At 73.5% G+C, this 14,861-nt stretch carries 18 protein-coding genes; 14 read left to right on the top strand and 4 right to left on the bottom strand.

The genetic code is table 11. From position 1 onward, the window contains the following. Nucleotides 1–3: 3 nt before the first annotated feature. Both ACWDBB_RS14125 and ACWDBB_RS14120 read right to left on the bottom strand, forming a co-directional pair. Complete coding sequence (locus ACWDBB_RS14125) at nt 4–732, bottom strand: LON peptidase substrate-binding domain-containing protein (RefSeq protein ID WP_449789815.1); 729 nt, start codon at nt 730–732, stop codon at nt 4–6. A gap of 84 nt (nt 733–816) precedes the next feature. Next, nucleotides 817–2,397 (bottom strand): oxidoreductase, encoded by a 1,581-nt coding sequence (locus ACWDBB_RS14120; protein ID WP_449789814.1) that lies wholly within the window; start codon nt 2,395–2,397, stop codon nt 817–819. Nucleotides 2,398–2,488: 91 nt separating this feature from the next. Between ACWDBB_RS14120 and hisD the strand changes: the two genes are divergently transcribed. Genes hisD through hisF form a run of 8 tightly spaced genes read left to right on the top strand, consistent with a single transcriptional unit; the run spans nt 2,489 to nt 8,335 of the window. Continuing rightward, complete coding sequence (gene hisD, locus ACWDBB_RS14115; protein ID WP_449789813.1) at nt 2,489–3,823, top strand: histidinol dehydrogenase; 1,335 nt, start codon at nt 2,489–2,491, stop codon at nt 3,821–3,823. 5 nt (nt 3,824–3,828) lie between these two features. Next, a complete protein-coding gene (locus tag ACWDBB_RS14110; protein ID WP_449789812.1) occupies nt 3,829–4,929 on the top strand; it encodes a histidinol-phosphate transaminase in 1,101 nt (366 codons plus the stop codon). 5 nt (nt 4,930–4,934) lie between these two features. Then, nucleotides 4,935–5,528 carry an imidazoleglycerol-phosphate dehydratase HisB gene (hisB, locus tag ACWDBB_RS14105; protein WP_449789811.1) on the top strand — a complete coding sequence of 198 codons (594 nt, stop codon included), beginning with the start codon at nt 4,935–4,937 and terminating at the stop codon, nt 5,526–5,528. Then, on the top strand, nt 5,525–5,677 hold the full coding sequence (locus ACWDBB_RS14100) for a hypothetical protein (RefSeq protein WP_449789859.1): 153 nt from the start codon (nt 5,525–5,527) through the stop codon (nt 5,675–5,677). Before hisB ends, ACWDBB_RS14100 begins: the two co-directional genes overlap by 4 nt. Before the next feature lie 37 nt (nt 5,678–5,714). Then, nucleotides 5,715–6,350: an imidazole glycerol phosphate synthase subunit HisH gene (hisH, locus tag ACWDBB_RS14095; protein ID WP_449789810.1), complete on the top strand. Its 636-nt coding sequence runs from the start codon at nt 5,715–5,717 to the stop codon at nt 6,348–6,350. Nucleotides 6,351–6,372: 22 nt separating this feature from the next. Further along, on the top strand, nt 6,373–7,095 hold the full coding sequence (priA, locus tag ACWDBB_RS14090) for a bifunctional 1-(5-phosphoribosyl)-5-((5-phosphoribosylamino)methylideneamino)imidazole-4-carboxamide isomerase/phosphoribosylanthranilate isomerase PriA (RefSeq protein WP_402405251.1): 723 nt from the start codon (nt 6,373–6,375) through the stop codon (nt 7,093–7,095). After that, the gene (locus tag ACWDBB_RS14085) at nt 7,092–7,568 is read left to right on the top strand and encodes a RidA family protein (protein WP_449789809.1); all 477 of its coding nucleotides are present in this window, start codon (nt 7,092–7,094) and stop codon (nt 7,566–7,568) included. The genes priA and ACWDBB_RS14085 overlap by 4 nt, the downstream gene beginning before the upstream one ends. Further along, nucleotides 7,565–8,335, top strand: a complete 771-nt coding sequence (gene hisF / locus ACWDBB_RS14080) for an imidazole glycerol phosphate synthase subunit HisF (protein WP_449789808.1) — start codon at nt 7,565–7,567, stop codon at nt 8,333–8,335. The genes ACWDBB_RS14085 and hisF overlap by 4 nt, the downstream gene beginning before the upstream one ends. Nucleotides 8,336–8,409: 74 nt before the next feature. Here the strand turns inward: hisF and ACWDBB_RS14075 are convergent, their stop codons facing one another. Then, nucleotides 8,410–9,189: a VOC family protein gene (locus ACWDBB_RS14075; protein WP_449789807.1), complete on the bottom strand. Its 780-nt coding sequence runs from the start codon at nt 9,187–9,189 to the stop codon at nt 8,410–8,412. Nucleotides 9,190–9,328: 139 nt separating this feature from the next. Next, nucleotides 9,329–9,973 carry a TIGR03085 family metal-binding protein gene (locus tag ACWDBB_RS14070; RefSeq protein WP_449789806.1) on the bottom strand — a complete coding sequence of 215 codons (645 nt, stop codon included), beginning with the start codon at nt 9,971–9,973 and terminating at the stop codon, nt 9,329–9,331. Nucleotides 9,974–10,225: 252 nt separating this feature from the next. Here ACWDBB_RS14070 and ACWDBB_RS14065 point away from each other — a divergent pair, with 252 nt between their 5' ends. The 6 genes from ACWDBB_RS14065 to ACWDBB_RS14040 all read left to right on the top strand — a co-directional run bounded on the left by ACWDBB_RS14065 (nt 10,226) and on the right by ACWDBB_RS14040 (nt 14,729). Then, nucleotides 10,226–10,702: a GNAT family N-acetyltransferase gene (locus ACWDBB_RS14065; protein WP_449789856.1), complete on the top strand. Its 477-nt coding sequence runs from the start codon at nt 10,226–10,228 to the stop codon at nt 10,700–10,702. Between the two features lie 217 nt (nt 10,703–10,919). After that, complete coding sequence (locus ACWDBB_RS14060) at nt 10,920–11,498, top strand: hypothetical protein (RefSeq protein ID WP_449789805.1); 579 nt, start codon at nt 10,920–10,922, stop codon at nt 11,496–11,498. Between the two features lie 105 nt (nt 11,499–11,603). Further along, nucleotides 11,604–11,975 (top strand): phosphoribosyl-AMP cyclohydrolase, encoded by a 372-nt coding sequence (gene hisI, locus ACWDBB_RS14055; protein WP_392869245.1) that lies wholly within the window; start codon nt 11,604–11,606, stop codon nt 11,973–11,975. A gap of 38 nt (nt 11,976–12,013) precedes the next feature. Continuing rightward, complete coding sequence (locus ACWDBB_RS14050) at nt 12,014–13,537, top strand: anthranilate synthase component I (protein ID WP_449789804.1); 1,524 nt, start codon at nt 12,014–12,016, stop codon at nt 13,535–13,537. 20 nt (nt 13,538–13,557) lie between these two features. Beyond that, nucleotides 13,558–14,145 carry a Uma2 family endonuclease gene (locus ACWDBB_RS14045; protein ID WP_449789803.1) on the top strand — a complete coding sequence of 196 codons (588 nt, stop codon included), beginning with the start codon at nt 13,558–13,560 and terminating at the stop codon, nt 14,143–14,145. Beyond that, nucleotides 14,142–14,729, top strand: coding sequence for a TIGR02234 family membrane protein (locus tag ACWDBB_RS14040; protein WP_449789802.1), 588 nt, complete (start codon nt 14,142–14,144; stop codon nt 14,727–14,729). The genes ACWDBB_RS14045 and ACWDBB_RS14040 overlap by 4 nt, the downstream gene beginning before the upstream one ends. The last annotated feature ends 132 nt before the right edge of the window (nt 14,730–14,861 follow it).

Raw genomic sequence — 14,861 nt, 5'->3', positions numbered from 1 at the left:
CGGTCAGTTGGGGCTGAAGCGCTGGCGGGTGAGGTCGGCGGCGGGAAGCGAGGGCAGCCAGCTGAGGACGGCGGTCTCGCGGCGCAGCAGGTCGAGTTCGGCGCGCAGCCGCTGGGCGGTGTCCGGGCAGGCGAGCAGCCGCTGCTTGACCGGGGTCTCGAACACCGAGGCGGCGGCGACCAGGTAGGAGAGCACCTGGGGGTCGTCCGGGAGTTCCTGGCGGCCGACGGTGCTGGCCTCGCGGGCGCCGGCCAGGCGCTTCTGGTAGACCCGGAACGCCCGCTCGACCTCGGAGGCCAGGGCGCCGGAGCCCTCGCCGGGGAGCTCCTCGATCGGCTCGATCTCGCCGGTCAGGTACGGGCCGGAGACGTCCGCCGAGCGCAGCCGGAACCGGGTGGTGCCGGTGACCAGCAGCTCGTAGCGGCCGTCCGGCTGGTGCTCGACGGAGGCGACGTCGGCGACGCAGCCGATGTGGAACAGCGCCTCCAGCGGGTCCCCGGTGGTGGTGCCGAGGCCGTCCAGCGGGCCGGCCGGGCCCTCCTCGGGTCTGACCGGCGCGACTTCCCGGCCGTCCCTGATCGCGAGCACGCCGAACCGCCGAGGGGTGTCCTCGGAGCGTTCGAGCAGGTCGGCGACGAGACGGCGGTAGCGCTCCTCGAAGACGTTCAGGGGCAGCACCAGGCCCGGGTAGAGCACGGTGTTCAGCGGGAAGAGCGGCAGCCGTTCTGTCACGGCGGACAGCGTAGTTCCCCGGACGGGGGCCTTGTCGCACGGATGACGAGGCCACCCGGTCGGCGGCCCCCGCCGCCGCCCGGCTCAGCCACGCTGGAGCATCCGCGTGGCGCCGGCGACGACCGTGGAGGCGAGCAGCCAGCCGATGACGACCAGCCCGGCGGCGATCCACTGGGAGAGGCCGCCCGGGTTCCAGCCGCCCTGGTTGAGGTCCACGATCGGCAGCAGCTGGTTCAGGGTGTACAGCACCGGGTTCCAGTGCGGGCGCTCGTCGGCCTTGAGCGGCTCCAGCGGGTGGGAGGCGAACCAGAGACTGCCGAGGATCCAGGCGAGCAGCAGCCACAGGCCCGCCCGGCCGGGCCGGTAGCCGTAGCCGACGGTGGCGTCCTGGACCGCGCCCCAGACGCGGGCGGGCAGCGGCAGCGTGCGGCGGCGCCGGCGCTGCTTGGCGTAGAGCACCTCGCGGGCGTCGTCGTCGGCGCCGTCGCGGCGCAGGGCGGCGGCCAGCTGCTCGTAGGACTCGGGCTGGAAGTCCACCGAGGAGCCCTCCAGCCAGGCGATCCGCTGCTGGACGGTGAACGTGCTGATCGGGCGCAGGTTCTCGTAGACGAAACCGGTGAGGCCCAGGTGCTTGCCGAGCGGCCAGGCGTGCGGCCTGTCGACCAGGTTGCCGACCCGGGCGCGGGAGAGCGAGACGGTGCCGGTGGGGCGGAAGTCGCAGGAGAACCGCAGCTCGGGGGTCTGGATGCGGCGCAGCGAGAGCTCGTCGTCGTCCTCCAGGTGGAACTCGCCGGAGATCAGGCAGGCGCCCTCGAAGCGGGAGTCGGACAGCCGGACCCGGCCGAAGGCCCGGAACGGGGTGACGGGGCCGTCGGCCGGCGGGACCTCGCCGTAGCCGGAGCCGTAGTAGCCGCGGGAGCCGGTCCAGCCGAGGTCGGCGGAGCCGGTCAGGTAGAGGGTGTGGCCGATGGTGACCCGGACGGCGTTGAGGCAGGTGCGGCTGTGCCGGCGGTCGGCGTGCAGCTGGGCGCCGCGCAGCGACAGCCGGCCGCCTATTCGGGCCGTGCGTATGCTCAACTCGCCCCGGGCCTCCAGGCGTTCGGCTTCGAAGTCCTGGTTGACGGTGATCCCGTCGGCGGAGACGGCCCGGCCGTAGCGGTCGCCGCCGACCCGGGTCTGGTTGAGCAGCAGGTCGGTGCCGATCTTGGAGTCGGTGAGCCGGATGCCGTCGGGGAGGCGGCAGCGGGCCAGGTGGAGGTCGCCGGTGGTGGAGAGCCGGGAGGCCTCCAGCCGGGGGATCAGGCAGTTCACGAAGCGCAGCGTCGGCGCCGAGGCCTCGGAGAGCAGGATCTTGTGCTCGAAGCGGCACTCGTGGAGCTCGATGTAGCGGTCGATGGCGGCGCCGGCCAGGTTGAGCGCGCCGGTGACCAGCACACCGCTGAACCGCAGCGAGGCGACCCGCCCGGGGGCTGGCCGCGGGCCGGCCAGCAGCAGGTGGGCGAGCACCTCGGCGCGGACGGTGCGCTCGGGGCCCCAGTCGGCGTCGCCGAAGGGGTCGTCGGCGTCCGCGTCGCCCGTTCGCAGGTCCAGGATCACACCTTGGCGGTAAGCCTCCCAGAGTCGCTGCTCGACCCCCGTCCAGCCCTCCGGAGCACGCTCCGCCATGGTTTCCCCCGTCCCCCCGGTCGTCTCGCCTTTCGTATCACGGACTGAAATGCGGGACCAGCGGTTCCGGCCACTCCTTACACTGGGTGGCGTGATCTCTCGAATCGACCTCCGCGGCTCGCTGGACGACCCGCGTGACCTGCTGCCCCGTGCCGAGTTCGACGTCGCGGCCGCCCTGGAGAAGGTGCGGCCGATCGCCGAGGACGTACGCCATCGCGGGGTCGCGGCGCTGATCGAGATCACCGAGCGCTTCGACGGCGTCCGGCTGGAGTCGACCCGTGTCCCGGCAGAGCAGCTCACCGCCGCGCTGGAGACGCTGGACCCGAAGGTGCGGGCCGCGCTGGAGGAGTCGATCCGCCGGGCCCGCGCCGTGCACGCGGACCAGCGCCGCACCGGGCACACCACCCAGGTGGTGCCGGGCGGCACCGTCACCCAGCGCTGGGTGCCGGTCGAGCGGGTCGGCCTGTACGTGCCGGGCGGGCTGGCGGTCTACCCGTCCTCCGTGGTGATGAACGTGGTGCCGGCCCAGGAGGCGGGCGTCAGGGGCATCGCGGTCACCTCCCCGCCGCAGAAGGAGTTCGGCGGACGCGTCCACCCGACCATCCTGGCGGCCTGCGCGCTGCTCGGCGTGGACGAGGTCTACGCCGTCGGCGGCGCCCAGGCGGTCGCGATGTTCGCCCTCGGCACCGAGGAGTGCGCGCCGGTCACCATGGTGACCGGCCCGGGCAACATCTACGTGGCCGCCGCCAAGCGCTACTTCGCCGGCCGGATCGGCATCGACTCCGAGGCCGGGCCGACCGAGATCGCCGTCCTCGCCGACGACAGCGCGCTGGCGTCCGACGTCGCCGCCGACCTGATCAGCCAGGCCGAGCACGGCCCGACCTCCGGCTCGGTGCTGGTCACCGACTCCCCGGCGCTCGCCGACGCCGTCGAGGCCGAGCTGGCCGCGCAGGTCGCGCGGACCAAGCACTCCGAGCGGGTGGCCGAGGCGCTGGGCGGCAAGCAGTCCGGCATCATCCTGGTCGACGACCTGGAGCAGGGCCTCGCCGTGGTCAACGCGTACGCGGCCGAGCACCTGGAGATCCAGACCCGTGACGCGCACGCGGTGGCGGCCCGGGTGGTCAACGCCGGCGCGATCTTCATCGGCCGCTGGACCCCGGTCTCGCTGGGCGACTACGCGGCCGGCTCCAACCACGTGCTGCCGACCGGCGGCTGCGCCTGCCACTCCTCCGGGCTGTCGGTGCAGACCTTCCTGCGCGGCGTCCAGGTCGTCGAGTACGACCGGGACGCGCTGGCGGACGTCGCCGCGCACGTGGTCAACCTGGCGAACGCCGAGGACCTGCCGGGGCACGGGGACGCGATCAAGGCACGTTTTGTCGGAGACGAACAGAACTGGCACAGCGACTGGACGGTGTCGGGAGCGTGACCGCCATGACCCGCATCGACGACCTCCCCGTCCGCGACGAGCTGCGCGGGCAGTCCCCGTACGGCGCGCCGCAGCTGGACGTGCCCGTCCAGCTGAACACCAACGAGAACCCGTACCCGCTGCCCGAGGAACTGGTGGCCCGGATCGCCGAGCGCGTCGCCGAGGCCGCCCGCGGGCTGAACCGCTACCCCGACCGGGACGCGGTCGAGCTGCGCGAGGGTCTCGCCGCGTACCTCGCCGAGACCACCGGCTTCCCGGTCGGCCGGGCGCAGGTGTGGGCCGCCAACGGCTCCAACGAGGTGCTCCAGCAGCTGCTGCAGACCTTCGGCGGCCCCGGCCGCAGCGCGCTCGGTTTCGAGCCCTCGTACTCCATGCACGCGCTGATCTCCCGGGGCACCGGCACCGCCTGGATCTCCGGGCCGCGCAACGACGACTTCACCATCGACGTGGACGCCGCCGTCGCCGCCATCGCGGAGCACCGGCCCGACGTGGTGTTCATCTGCTCGCCCAACAACCCGACCGGCACCGCCGTGGACGCCGACACCGTGCTGCGGCTGTACGAGGCCGCGCAGGCCGCCCGGCCCAGCCTGGTCGTGGTGGACGAGGCGTACGTCGAGTTCTCGCACCGCGCCTCGCTGCTGCCGCTGATCGAGGGCCGGCCCAACCTGGTGGTCAGCCGCACCATGTCCAAGGCCTTCGGCGCGGCCGGGCTGCGCCTGGGCTACCTGGCCGCCGACCCGGCCGTGGTGGACGCGGTGCAGCTGGTGCGCCTGCCGTACCACCTGTCGGCCGTCACCCAGGCCACCGCGCTGGCCTGCCTGGAGCACACCGACACCCTGCTCGGGTACGTCGGGCGGCTCAAGGAGGAACGCGACCGGCTGGTCGACGCGCTGCGCGGGATGGGCCTGGAGGTCACCGACTCGGACGCCAACTTCGTCCAGTTCGGCCGCTTCGCCGACACCCACGCGGTGTGGCAGGCGATCCTGGACCGGGGCGTCCTGGTCCGCGACAACGGCGTCCCCGGGTGGCTGCGCGTCACCGCCGGCACGCCAGCCGAGAACGACGCCTTCCTGGACGCCGTCCGTTTCGTGATCAAGGAGCTGTAACCCCCATGTCCCGCATCGGACGCGTCGAGCGCACCACCAAGGAGACCTCGGTCCTGGTCGAGATGGACCTCGACGGCACCGGGAGGACCGACATCTCCACGGGCGTCGGCTTCTACGACCACATGCTCGACCAGCTCGGCCGGCACGGCCTGTTCGACCTCACCGTCAAGACCGACGGCGACCTGCACATCGACACCCACCACACCATCGAGGACACCGCCCTCGCGCTCGGGGCCGCCTTCAAGCAGGCGCTCGGCGACAAGGTGGGCATCTACCGCTTCGGCAACTGCACGGTGCCGCTGGACGAGTCGCTCGCGCAGGTCACCGTGGACCTCTCCGGCCGGCCGTACCTGGTGCACACCGAGCCCGAGGGCATCGCGCCGATGATCGGCTCGTACGACACCACCATGACCCGGCACATCCTGGAGTCCTTCGTGGCCCAGGCGCAGATCGCGCTGCACGTCCACGTGCCGTACGGGCGCAACGCGCACCACATCGTGGAGTGCCAGTTCAAGGCGCTGGCCCGGGCGCTGCGCTACGCCGCCGAGCGCGACCCGCGCGCGGCCGGAATCCTCCCGTCGACCAAGGGTGCGCTGTGAGCAACACCGCGATGATCCTCATCTTCGTCGGCCTCTTCCTGGCCGGCGGAGTCATCTCCTTCTGGAAGCAGAAGCAGTCGAAGGGCGTCATCCTGGTGCTCGCCTTCGGCTCCGTGATGTGCCTGGCCTCCGGCCTCATGCGCCTGTAGACCCGCCGCCCGCCGCAGAGAGACTGGACACCTGAACATGGGCAAGAACGTCGTCGTCCTCGACTACGGCTCCGGCAACCTCCGCTCCGCGCAGCGCGCCCTGGAGCGGACCGGAGCGGACGTCACCGTCAGCTCCGACTACGACACCGCGATGGCCGCGGACGGCCTGCTCGTCCCCGGCGTGGGGGCCTTCGAGGCCTGCATGCGCGGACTCAGGTCCGTCCGCGGGGACTGGATCATCGGCCGCCGGCTCGCCGGGGGCCGACCGGTCATGGGCATCTGCGTCGGCATGCAGATCCTCTTCGAGAAGGGGGTCGAGCACGGCGTGGAGACGGCCGGCTGCGACGAGTGGCCTGGCACCGTGGAGCCGCTGGAGGCCCCCGTCGTCCCGCACATGGGCTGGAACACCGTGGACGCCCCCGAGGGCAGCCGGATGTTCGCTGGCCTCGACCCCGAGACCCGCTTCTACTTCGTGCACTCCTACGGGGTGCGGCACTGGGAACTGGAGACCCACAGCGCGCGGATCAACGCGCCGCTGGTCACCTGGGCCACCCACGGGCAGCCGTTCGTCGCGGCCGTCGAGAACGGCCCGCTCTGGGCCACCCAGTTCCACCCCGAGAAGTCCGGCGACGCCGGCGCCGCCCTGCTGACCAACTGGGTCAACACCCTCTGACTTTCTGAGAGTTGGATCTCTGATGAGCCTCGAACTGCTGCCCGCCGTCGACGTCCGCGACGGTCAGGCCGTCCGTCTGGTCAAGGGCGCCTCCGGCACCGAGACCTCCTTCGGCGAGCCGCTCGCCGCCGCCCTCGCCTGGCAGAACGCCGGCGCCGAGTGGCTGCACCTGGTCGACCTGGACGCCGCCTTCGGCACCGGCTCGAACTACGAGCTGCTGCGCGAGGTCACCGCACAGCTGGACGTCAAGGTCGAGCTGTCCGGCGGCATCCGCGACGACGAGTCGCTCGCCCGCGCGCTCGCCACCGGCTGCACCCGGGTCAACCTCGGCACCGCCGCCCTGGAGGCCCCGGAGTGGGTCGCCAAGGCCATCTCCGAACACGGCGACAAGATCGCCGTCGGCCTGGACGTGGTCGGCACCACCCTGCGCGGCCGCGGCTGGACCCGCGACGGCGGCCAGCTGTTCGAGGTGCTGGAGCGCCTCGACCGGGAGGGCTGCGCCCGCTACGTCGTCACCGACGTCAACCGCGACGGCACCCTGACCGGCCCCAACCTCCAGCTGCTGCGCGACGTCTGCGCCGCGACCGACAAGCCCGTCGTCGCCTCCGGCGGCGTCTCCTCGCTCGACGACCTGCGGGCGATCGCCTCGCTCGTCGCCGAGGGTGTCGAGGGCGCCATCGTGGGCAAGGCACTCTACGAGCAGAAGTTCACCCTCGAAGAGGCCCTGGAGGCGGTTTCCGGATGACGGACGGTCGGATCGTACGCGGCAGGGTCGGTGGATTCTCCCCCTGGGAGGACGAGTTCGGCTACGCCCGGGCGGTCGCCGCGGGTGACCACGTGCACGTGGCCGGCTCCACCGCCTGGGTGGACGGCCGGATCGAGCACGAGGGGGACCCGTACCGGCAGACCCTCGCCGCGTTCGGCGTCGGGCTCCACGCCCTGGCCGCGTACGGTCTGACCGCGCAGGACGTGGTGCGCACCCGGATGTACATCACCCACGTCCGCGACGCCGAGGAGGTGGGCCGGGCCCACCGCGAACTCTTCGACGCCGCCCGCCCGGCGGCCACCATGGTGGTCGTCGAGGGACTGATCGACTCCCGGATGCTGGTCGAGGTCGAACTCGACGCGTACCGATCCGGGCTGGCAAGGATCCTGGAAAACCAGGAGCCCCCGAAGCCCCTGGAATCCCCGGAACCCCTGGAAGGCAAACAGCCGTGACCCTCGCAGTACGTGTCATCCCCTGCCTGGACGTCGACGCCGGGCGGGTGGTCAAGGGCGTCAACTTCCAGAACCTGCGCGACGCGGGCGACCCGGTCGAGATGGCCAAGCTCTACGACGCCGAGGGCGCCGACGAGCTGACCTTCCTCGACATCACCGCCTCCTCCGGCGACCGGGAGACCACCTACGACGTGGTCCGCCGCACCGCCGAGCAGGTCTTCATCCCGCTGACGGTCGGCGGCGGCATCCGCGCCGTCGAGGACGTCGACAAGCTGCTGCGGGCCGGCGCCGACAAGGTCGGCGTCAACACCGCGGCCATCGCCCGGCCGGAGCTGGTCCGCGAGATCGCCCAGCGGTTCGGGCGGCAGGTCCTGGTGCTCTCGGTGGACGCCCGGCGCTGCCCCGAGGGCACCGAGACGCCGTCCGGCTTCGAGGTCACCACCCACGGCGGGCGGCAGGGCACCGGCCTGGACGCCGTCGAATGGGCGGGCCACGCCGCCGAGTTGGGCGCCGGCGAGATCCTGCTCAACTCGATGGACGCGGACGGCACCAAGGACGGCTACGACCTGGAGATGATCCGGGCCGTGCGCAAGGCCGTCTCGGTGCCGGTGATCGCCTCCGGCGGGGCGGGCAAGCTCGCGGACTTCGCGCCGGCCGTCGACGCGGGTGCGGACGCGGTGCTGGCCGCCAGCGTGTTCCACTTCGGGGACCTGCGGATCGGCGAGGTCAAGGGCGCGCTGCGGGAGGCCGGGCACCCGGTGCGGTGACGCTGCGTGCGTGACGAGGGCCCGCGGTTCCGGGAACCGCGGGCCCTCGCCGTGTGCTCGGGACTCCCGGGTGTTCAGGACTCCTGCGGCTCGCCGTGGATCAGCGCGAACGGGGCGCCGTTCGGGTCGGCCAGCCAGGCGATCCGGCCGACGTTCTCCACGTCCGAGGCCGGCATCAGCACCGAGCCGCCGGCCGCCGTCGCGGCGGCCACCCGCGCGTCCACGTCCTCGGTGGCGAAGTACGGCGTCCAGGCGGAGGGCTGCTCCGGGGACATGGTCGGGGCGATGCCGCCGAAGCTGGTGGCCTCCTGGTCGCCCTCGGCGGCGGAGAGCACCCGGTAGGTCATGCCCGGCGACGGCTCGAACTTCTGCATCCGCCAGCCGAAGAGCTTCTCGTAGAAGGCGAGGGCGACGTCCGGGGCGGAGGTGTGCAGCTCGGACCAGACCAGGGCGCCCTCCTCGGAGACGGCGCCCAGCCCGGTGGTGCCGCCGGACTGCCAGAGGGCGAACTCGGCGCCCTGGGGATCGGTGAGAGCGGCGAACCGGCCCTCCTCCATCACGTCCATCGGCGGCACCCGGACGGTCGCGCCGGCCTGCTCGGCGGCCTTCACGGTGGCGTCCGCGTCCCTGGTGCGGAAGTACGTCGTCCAGGCGGACCGCGCGCCCGGGTCGAGGTTGCCGACGGCTCCGACGGTCCTGCCGCCCAAGTGGAGGAACCCGTAGCCGCCGGCCTCGGGGACCTCCTGGAAGGTCCAGCCGAACACCTTGCCGTAGAACGCGGCGGTGGCGGGGATGTCCGGGCTGCCCAGGTCGATCCAGCAGGGCGAGCCGATGGGGAAGTCGGTGGTGAGCATGGCGGAGTGCTCCTTCGACGCGGAGGGACCGGGACGGTTCCATCGGGCGCGCCCACGCGCCACCCCGGCCACCTGCGAGTCTGCACCCGGGCCCGGACATCCGCAGCCGGAGGCCGTCCGCGGCGGACGGCCCGGGCCGCTACCGCGGCGGCAGCGGCAGCACGTGGCGCAGGGCCTCGACGGCGTCCGGGGCGCCGTCGACGGTGAGGGCGGTCCGGGCGCCGCGGCCGTAGGTGAAGAGGACGAGCTCGGCGGGTTCGCCGGTGAGGCGGACGGTGGGGGAGCCCGCGGGACCGACGGTGAGGGAACGGCCGTCGGGGTGGGCGAGGGCCAGGCGGACCGGGGACCGGCGGCCCGCCTCCATGCGGGCGATGAGGGGCAGACGGCGCCAGAGGGCCTCGGCGCGGCCCGGCGGGACGGCCTGCGGGGTCCAGTCCTCGGCCGCGCGCAGGACGTCCTCGGCGTGGACGTAGTACTCGATGGTGTTCGCCGCCTCGTCGGCGCCGGGCAGCGCGAACGGGGAGTAGACCGGCGGGCCGGCCCGGAACAGCCGCACCAGCTCCTCGTACGGCCGCTCGGCGTACTCGTCCTGCACCCGCCGCGTCCACCCGGCGAGGGCACCGACCCGGATGCCGGCCGCCGCGTCGGGGCGGCGCTCGCGGATCACCAGGTGGGCGGCCAGGTCCCGGGTGGTCCAGCCGGCGCAGAGGGTTGGGGCGTCCGGGCCGGCGGCGGTGAGCAGCCGGGCGAGGCGGTGGCGTTCGGCGAGGGCGTGGTTCGACATGGCGTCAGCCTAGGCGCTCGGCCGCCAGAGCCCGGCGCGGAAACTGAGGTCACCGCCACCTCGGTATCGGTCCGCGTCCGATGACCCTACGGACAGGCTCCGCAGTCATGACTCCAGTCCACCTGGCCGGCCCCGCCTGGCGATGCGCGAGGTCGAACCCAGGGACACCGACGCCCTCCTGGCCATCTACGGCGACCCTGAGGCCACCCGGCACCTCAGCTTCGAACCCCCACCCGCGAGCAGGTCGAAGCGATCACGGCCCGCTCCATCGACTCCGCGCATGCCACCCCGCGTACCGAGTACTGCATGGCCGTCACCCGCCTCGGTGAACACCAACTGATCGGCTACGCCCGGCTGGCCACCGAGCCCCAGCAGGCCGCCACCATCGGATTCGCCCTACACCCGGCCGAGTGGCGCAAGGGGCTCGGCACCGAGACCGTCCACCTGCTGTGCGCGCTCGGCTTCACCGTCCTCGGCATGCACCGCATCTGGGCCGCCCGCTCACCACGCAACGAGGCCTCGGCCCGCACCCTGCTTCGTGCCGGCTCGACCGAGCACGGCCGGATCCGTGACCTGGTCCGAGCGTTTCCCTCGGTGGCAGGGTTAACTGCTGGTTGGATTTATCAATTCGGGTCTTCCCTGTGGTGGCACCCCTTGATGGATCGAGGGGTGCCACTATCAACGGCGGCCTCCTCGTTGGAGGAGGCCGCCGTTGCCCGTTCTCGGTAGTCGGTCCTCTTTTTGGTGTCGCTCGCCTCGCTGTCAGGGCGAGGTGAGCGACGGAGGGTGCCCTTCTGGAGTTGTTCTTTGTGTTTCCCGGTCCTTCCTCGGGTAGGGGAAGCAGCTGACTCTCGGTGGCGGGCCTGCGCCCGGAGGCAGCCCCCCGGACGGGTGAGTTCGGCGAACCGCCTGCCGGGGACGGGGCGGGTGGGCCATCCTCTTGGCCATGACCTCCGAGCAGCCGCCGCCCGCAGTCGGCTCCCGTCCGTCCCGGGGCCTGGTCCTCACCGTCGCCGCCGTGCTGGTGGTCCTGCTCGCGGTGGTGGCCACCGCGGTGCTGTGGCCGGACGACGGGAAGCCGGCCGCCGCGCCGCCCCCGCCCACCCCCACGGCCACGGAGACCCCGACGCCGACGCCCACCCCGACGCCCACACCGGCGAAGCCGCAGCCGCCGTACGCCTTCTTCCCGGTCGGCGCCTGCTTCGACCACCCGCAGCTGAGCCCGGTGATCACCAAGCCCGAGGAGCGGCCCTGCGCCGGCGAGCACGACGGCGAGGTGATCGCCGACCTCAGGCTCGCCGACGGCCTGACCGGTGAGATCCAGGTCGCCCTCGCCATGCGGGAGGGGTGCAAGGACGTCGAAGCCGCCGCCAGGGCCCACCAGACCGACGGAAGGACCTACTACGGCCGCCAGTTCGGCCCGGCGATGGCCAACTACCAGCAGGGCTGGCGCGACTACACCTGCACCCTGGCCGTCAGCAACAAGCAGGGCGGCCCCAAGCTCACCGGACAACTGCATTCCTAGCGGTTCCCCGGTTCCCAGCGGTTCCCCCGCGGGCGATCCGTGCCCCCGCGGGGGAGCGGGGCGGGGCACGCCGGGGTGGCGGGGCGGGCTGACACAATGGGGCTCATGTCCACCACACCCGCCACGCCCGGCAGCACCGCCCTCGCCCCCGAGATCGCCGCGCGGCTCAAGCGCACCGAGGACGGGCTGATCCCGGCCATCGCCCAGCAGTACGACACCGGCGAGGTGCTGATGCTCGGCTGGATGGACGACGAGGCGCTGCACCGCACCCTCACCACGGGCCGCTGCACCTACTGGAGCCGCAGCCGTCGTGAGTACTGGGTGAAGGGCGACACCTCCGGCCACGTCCAGGCGGTCAAGTCGGTGGCCCTGGACTGCGACGGCGACACCCTGCTGGTCAGGGTCGACCAGAGCGGCGCGGCCTGCCACACCGGCGACCGCACCTGCTTCGACGCCGACGTGCTCCCGCTGTCCTGACCCCACCCCGTCCACAACTCCAGAAGGTGCCGCCCGTCATGGATCTCGAAGCCTTCCGCAAGCTCGCCGTCGACACCCGGGTCATCCCGGTCACCCGCAGGCTCCTCGCGGACGGCCTCACCCCGATCGGCCTCTACCGCAGCCTCGCCGAGGAGCGGCCCGGCACCTTCCTGCTGGAGTCCGCCGAGCAGGGCCGCAGCTGGTCGCGCTACTCCTTCGTCGGGGTGCGCAGCGCCGCCGCGCTCACCGTCGGCCCGGACGGCGGAGCCCGCTGGCTCGGCACCCCGCCGGTCGGCATCCCCACCGACGGCGACCCGCTGGAGGTGCTGCGCGCCGCCCTCCAGGCGCTGCACACCCCGCGCACGACGGACGACGGCCTGCCGCCGCTCACCGGCGGCCTGGTCGGCTACCTCGGCTACGACATCGTCCGCCGGCTGGAGAAGCTGCCCGACCTCAACCCGGACGACCTCGGCCTGCCCGAGCTGACCATGCTGCTCGCCACCGACCTCGCCGTGCTCGACCACGTCGACGGCACGGTGCTGCTGATCGCCAACGCCGTCAACCACAACGACCTGGCCAGCGGCGTCGACGAGGCCTGGGCGGACGCGGTGGCCCGGCTGGACGCCATGGAGGCCGAGCTGTCCAAGCCGGTCGACCCGGGCCTGGCCACCTTCACCCCGGCCGGCCCCGGCGAGGTGCACTCTCCGTTCGGCGGCGAGCCGTACCGGGCCGCGGTGGAGGAGGTCAAGGAACGGATCCGGGCCGGCGAGGCCTTCCAGGTGGTGCCCTCGCAGCGCTTCGAGGCGCCCTGCCCGGCCTCCGCGCTGGACGTCTACCGGGTGCTGCGCACCACCAACCCCAGCCCGTACATGTACCTGTTCCGCTTCCCCGGGCCGGACGGCGCCGCCGAGGGCGGCTTCGACGTGGTCGGCTCCAGCCCGGAGGCGCTGGTGAAGGTCACCGACGGCGAGGCGATGCTGCACCCGATCGCCGGCACCCGGCACCGCGGGGCCACCCCGCACGAGGACGCGGAGCTGGCCGCCGAGCTGCTCGCCGACCCCAAGGAGCGGGCCGAGCACCTGATGCTGGTGGACCTCGGCCGCAACGACCTCGGCCGGGTCTGCGAGCCGGGCAGCGTCGAGGTGGTCGACTTCATGCAGATCGAGCGCTACAGCCACGTGATGCACATCGTGTCGACCGTCACCGGCAAGGTGGCGCCCGGGCGCACCGCCTTCGACGTGCTGACCGCCTGCTTCCCGGCCGGCACCCTGTCCGGCGCGCCCAAGCCGCGGGCGATGCGGATCATCGAGGAGCTGGAGCCCACCCGTCGCGGCCTGTACGGCGGCTGCGTCGGCTACCTGGACTTCGCCGGGGACTCGGACACCGCGATCGCGATCCGCACCGCGGTGCTGCGCGACGGCACCGCGTACGTGCAGGCCGGCGCGGGCGTGGTCGCCGACTCCGACCCGCACGGCGAGGACACCGAGTGCCGCAACAAGGCGGCCGCCGTGCTGCGGGCCGTCGCCACCGCCAATACGCTGCGGAGGCCGGAACTGTCCTGAGGCGCGAGGAGGCGGCCGGGATGCCCGAGGTGCCGTACGACGAGCTGCGCTGGGCGGTCGTGCTCGGCGCCGCCGGACAGCTCGGCGAGCAGCCGGCCGGTCACGGGCGGGTGCTGTCGGGGGTGGCGATCGACTTCCCGGCGGCGCCCGGCGGCCCGGGGCCGCACGGGCCCGACCGGCCGGACCCGGTGGTGCTCGCCCCGGACCTGGCCGTGCTCGCCCGGGACGCGGTGCGCGGCGAGCGGGGCCGGTTCGGCGCGGCCGGGGTCGAGGCGGTGCTGGAGGTGGCCCGGCCCGGTCTGGCGGAGGCGGCGAGGGCGTACGCGCGCAGTGGCGTGCCGCTGTACCTGGTGGTCGATCCGGCGGCGGCGGTCTGCACCCTGCACACCGCGCCGTTCCCCGAGGGCGTGTACCGGGAGGCCGAGCGGGTGCCCTTCGGCAACGACCTGTTCCTGGCGCTCGGCGGCCGCACGGTGGTGCTGCGCACGGACGAGTTCCCGACGCCGTCATCCGCGCCGCCCGCCGCGCCGCCCGACGCTGGGGACCCGGCGCCGTTCCCCACCCCGGGTACGGACCCGGGCGTCGGCCGGGGGATAGTGGACGGGTGACCGCAGAGCAGACCCCCGCCCCCGCCGCTCCCAGCCGCCGCACCCTCGGCGTGATGCTGCTGCTGACGGTGCTGAGCGCCGTCCTGGTGCTGACCGCGGCAGGGCGGACCTGGGCCGAGGGCCGGGCCGGCACCCTGGACGTGTCCGTCACCGGCGGCAAGATCTCCGAACTGCCCGGCGGGCTGGCCCTGGTGGGCCTCGCCGCGGCCGTCGCGGTGTTCGCGGTGCGCGGCGTCGGACGGCTGGCGGTCGGCGCGCTGACCCTGCTGGCCGGGCTCGGCGCGGCCGCCGCCTCGGTGGCCGGGGCGGGCGACACCGCCGCGCTGGACGCCGAGGCCGCCCGCAAGCTGGCGCTGACCGGATCGGCGGCCACCGAGGTCGCGCACACCGCCTGGCCGTGGGTCGCGCTGGTCGGCGGGCTGCTGCTGGCCCTGGCCGGAGTGCTCACCCTGCGGTACGGCCGGGGCTGGCCGGCCATGGGCAGCCGCTACGAGGCGCCGACCCGCAAGGCCCCGGTGAAGACCGACACGCCGGGCGACCTGTGGAAGGCGCTGGACCGGGGCGAGGACCCGACCGCGGTGTGAGCCGCGGGCATGTGACGCGATAGACCCGCCACCCGCTTTGGGCCACCGATGTGTGGCCCGGCACAATGGAACCCGTCAACCCGCCGGCGGCCCCGCAGGCCCGGCCGGGCCCCGAGAGCCAAGGAGCACCAC

Source organism: Kitasatospora sp. NPDC001095, from assembly GCF_053598615.1.
Note: the sequence above shows the minus strand (reverse complement) of the source record. Positions and strands in the feature narration are given on the sequence as shown.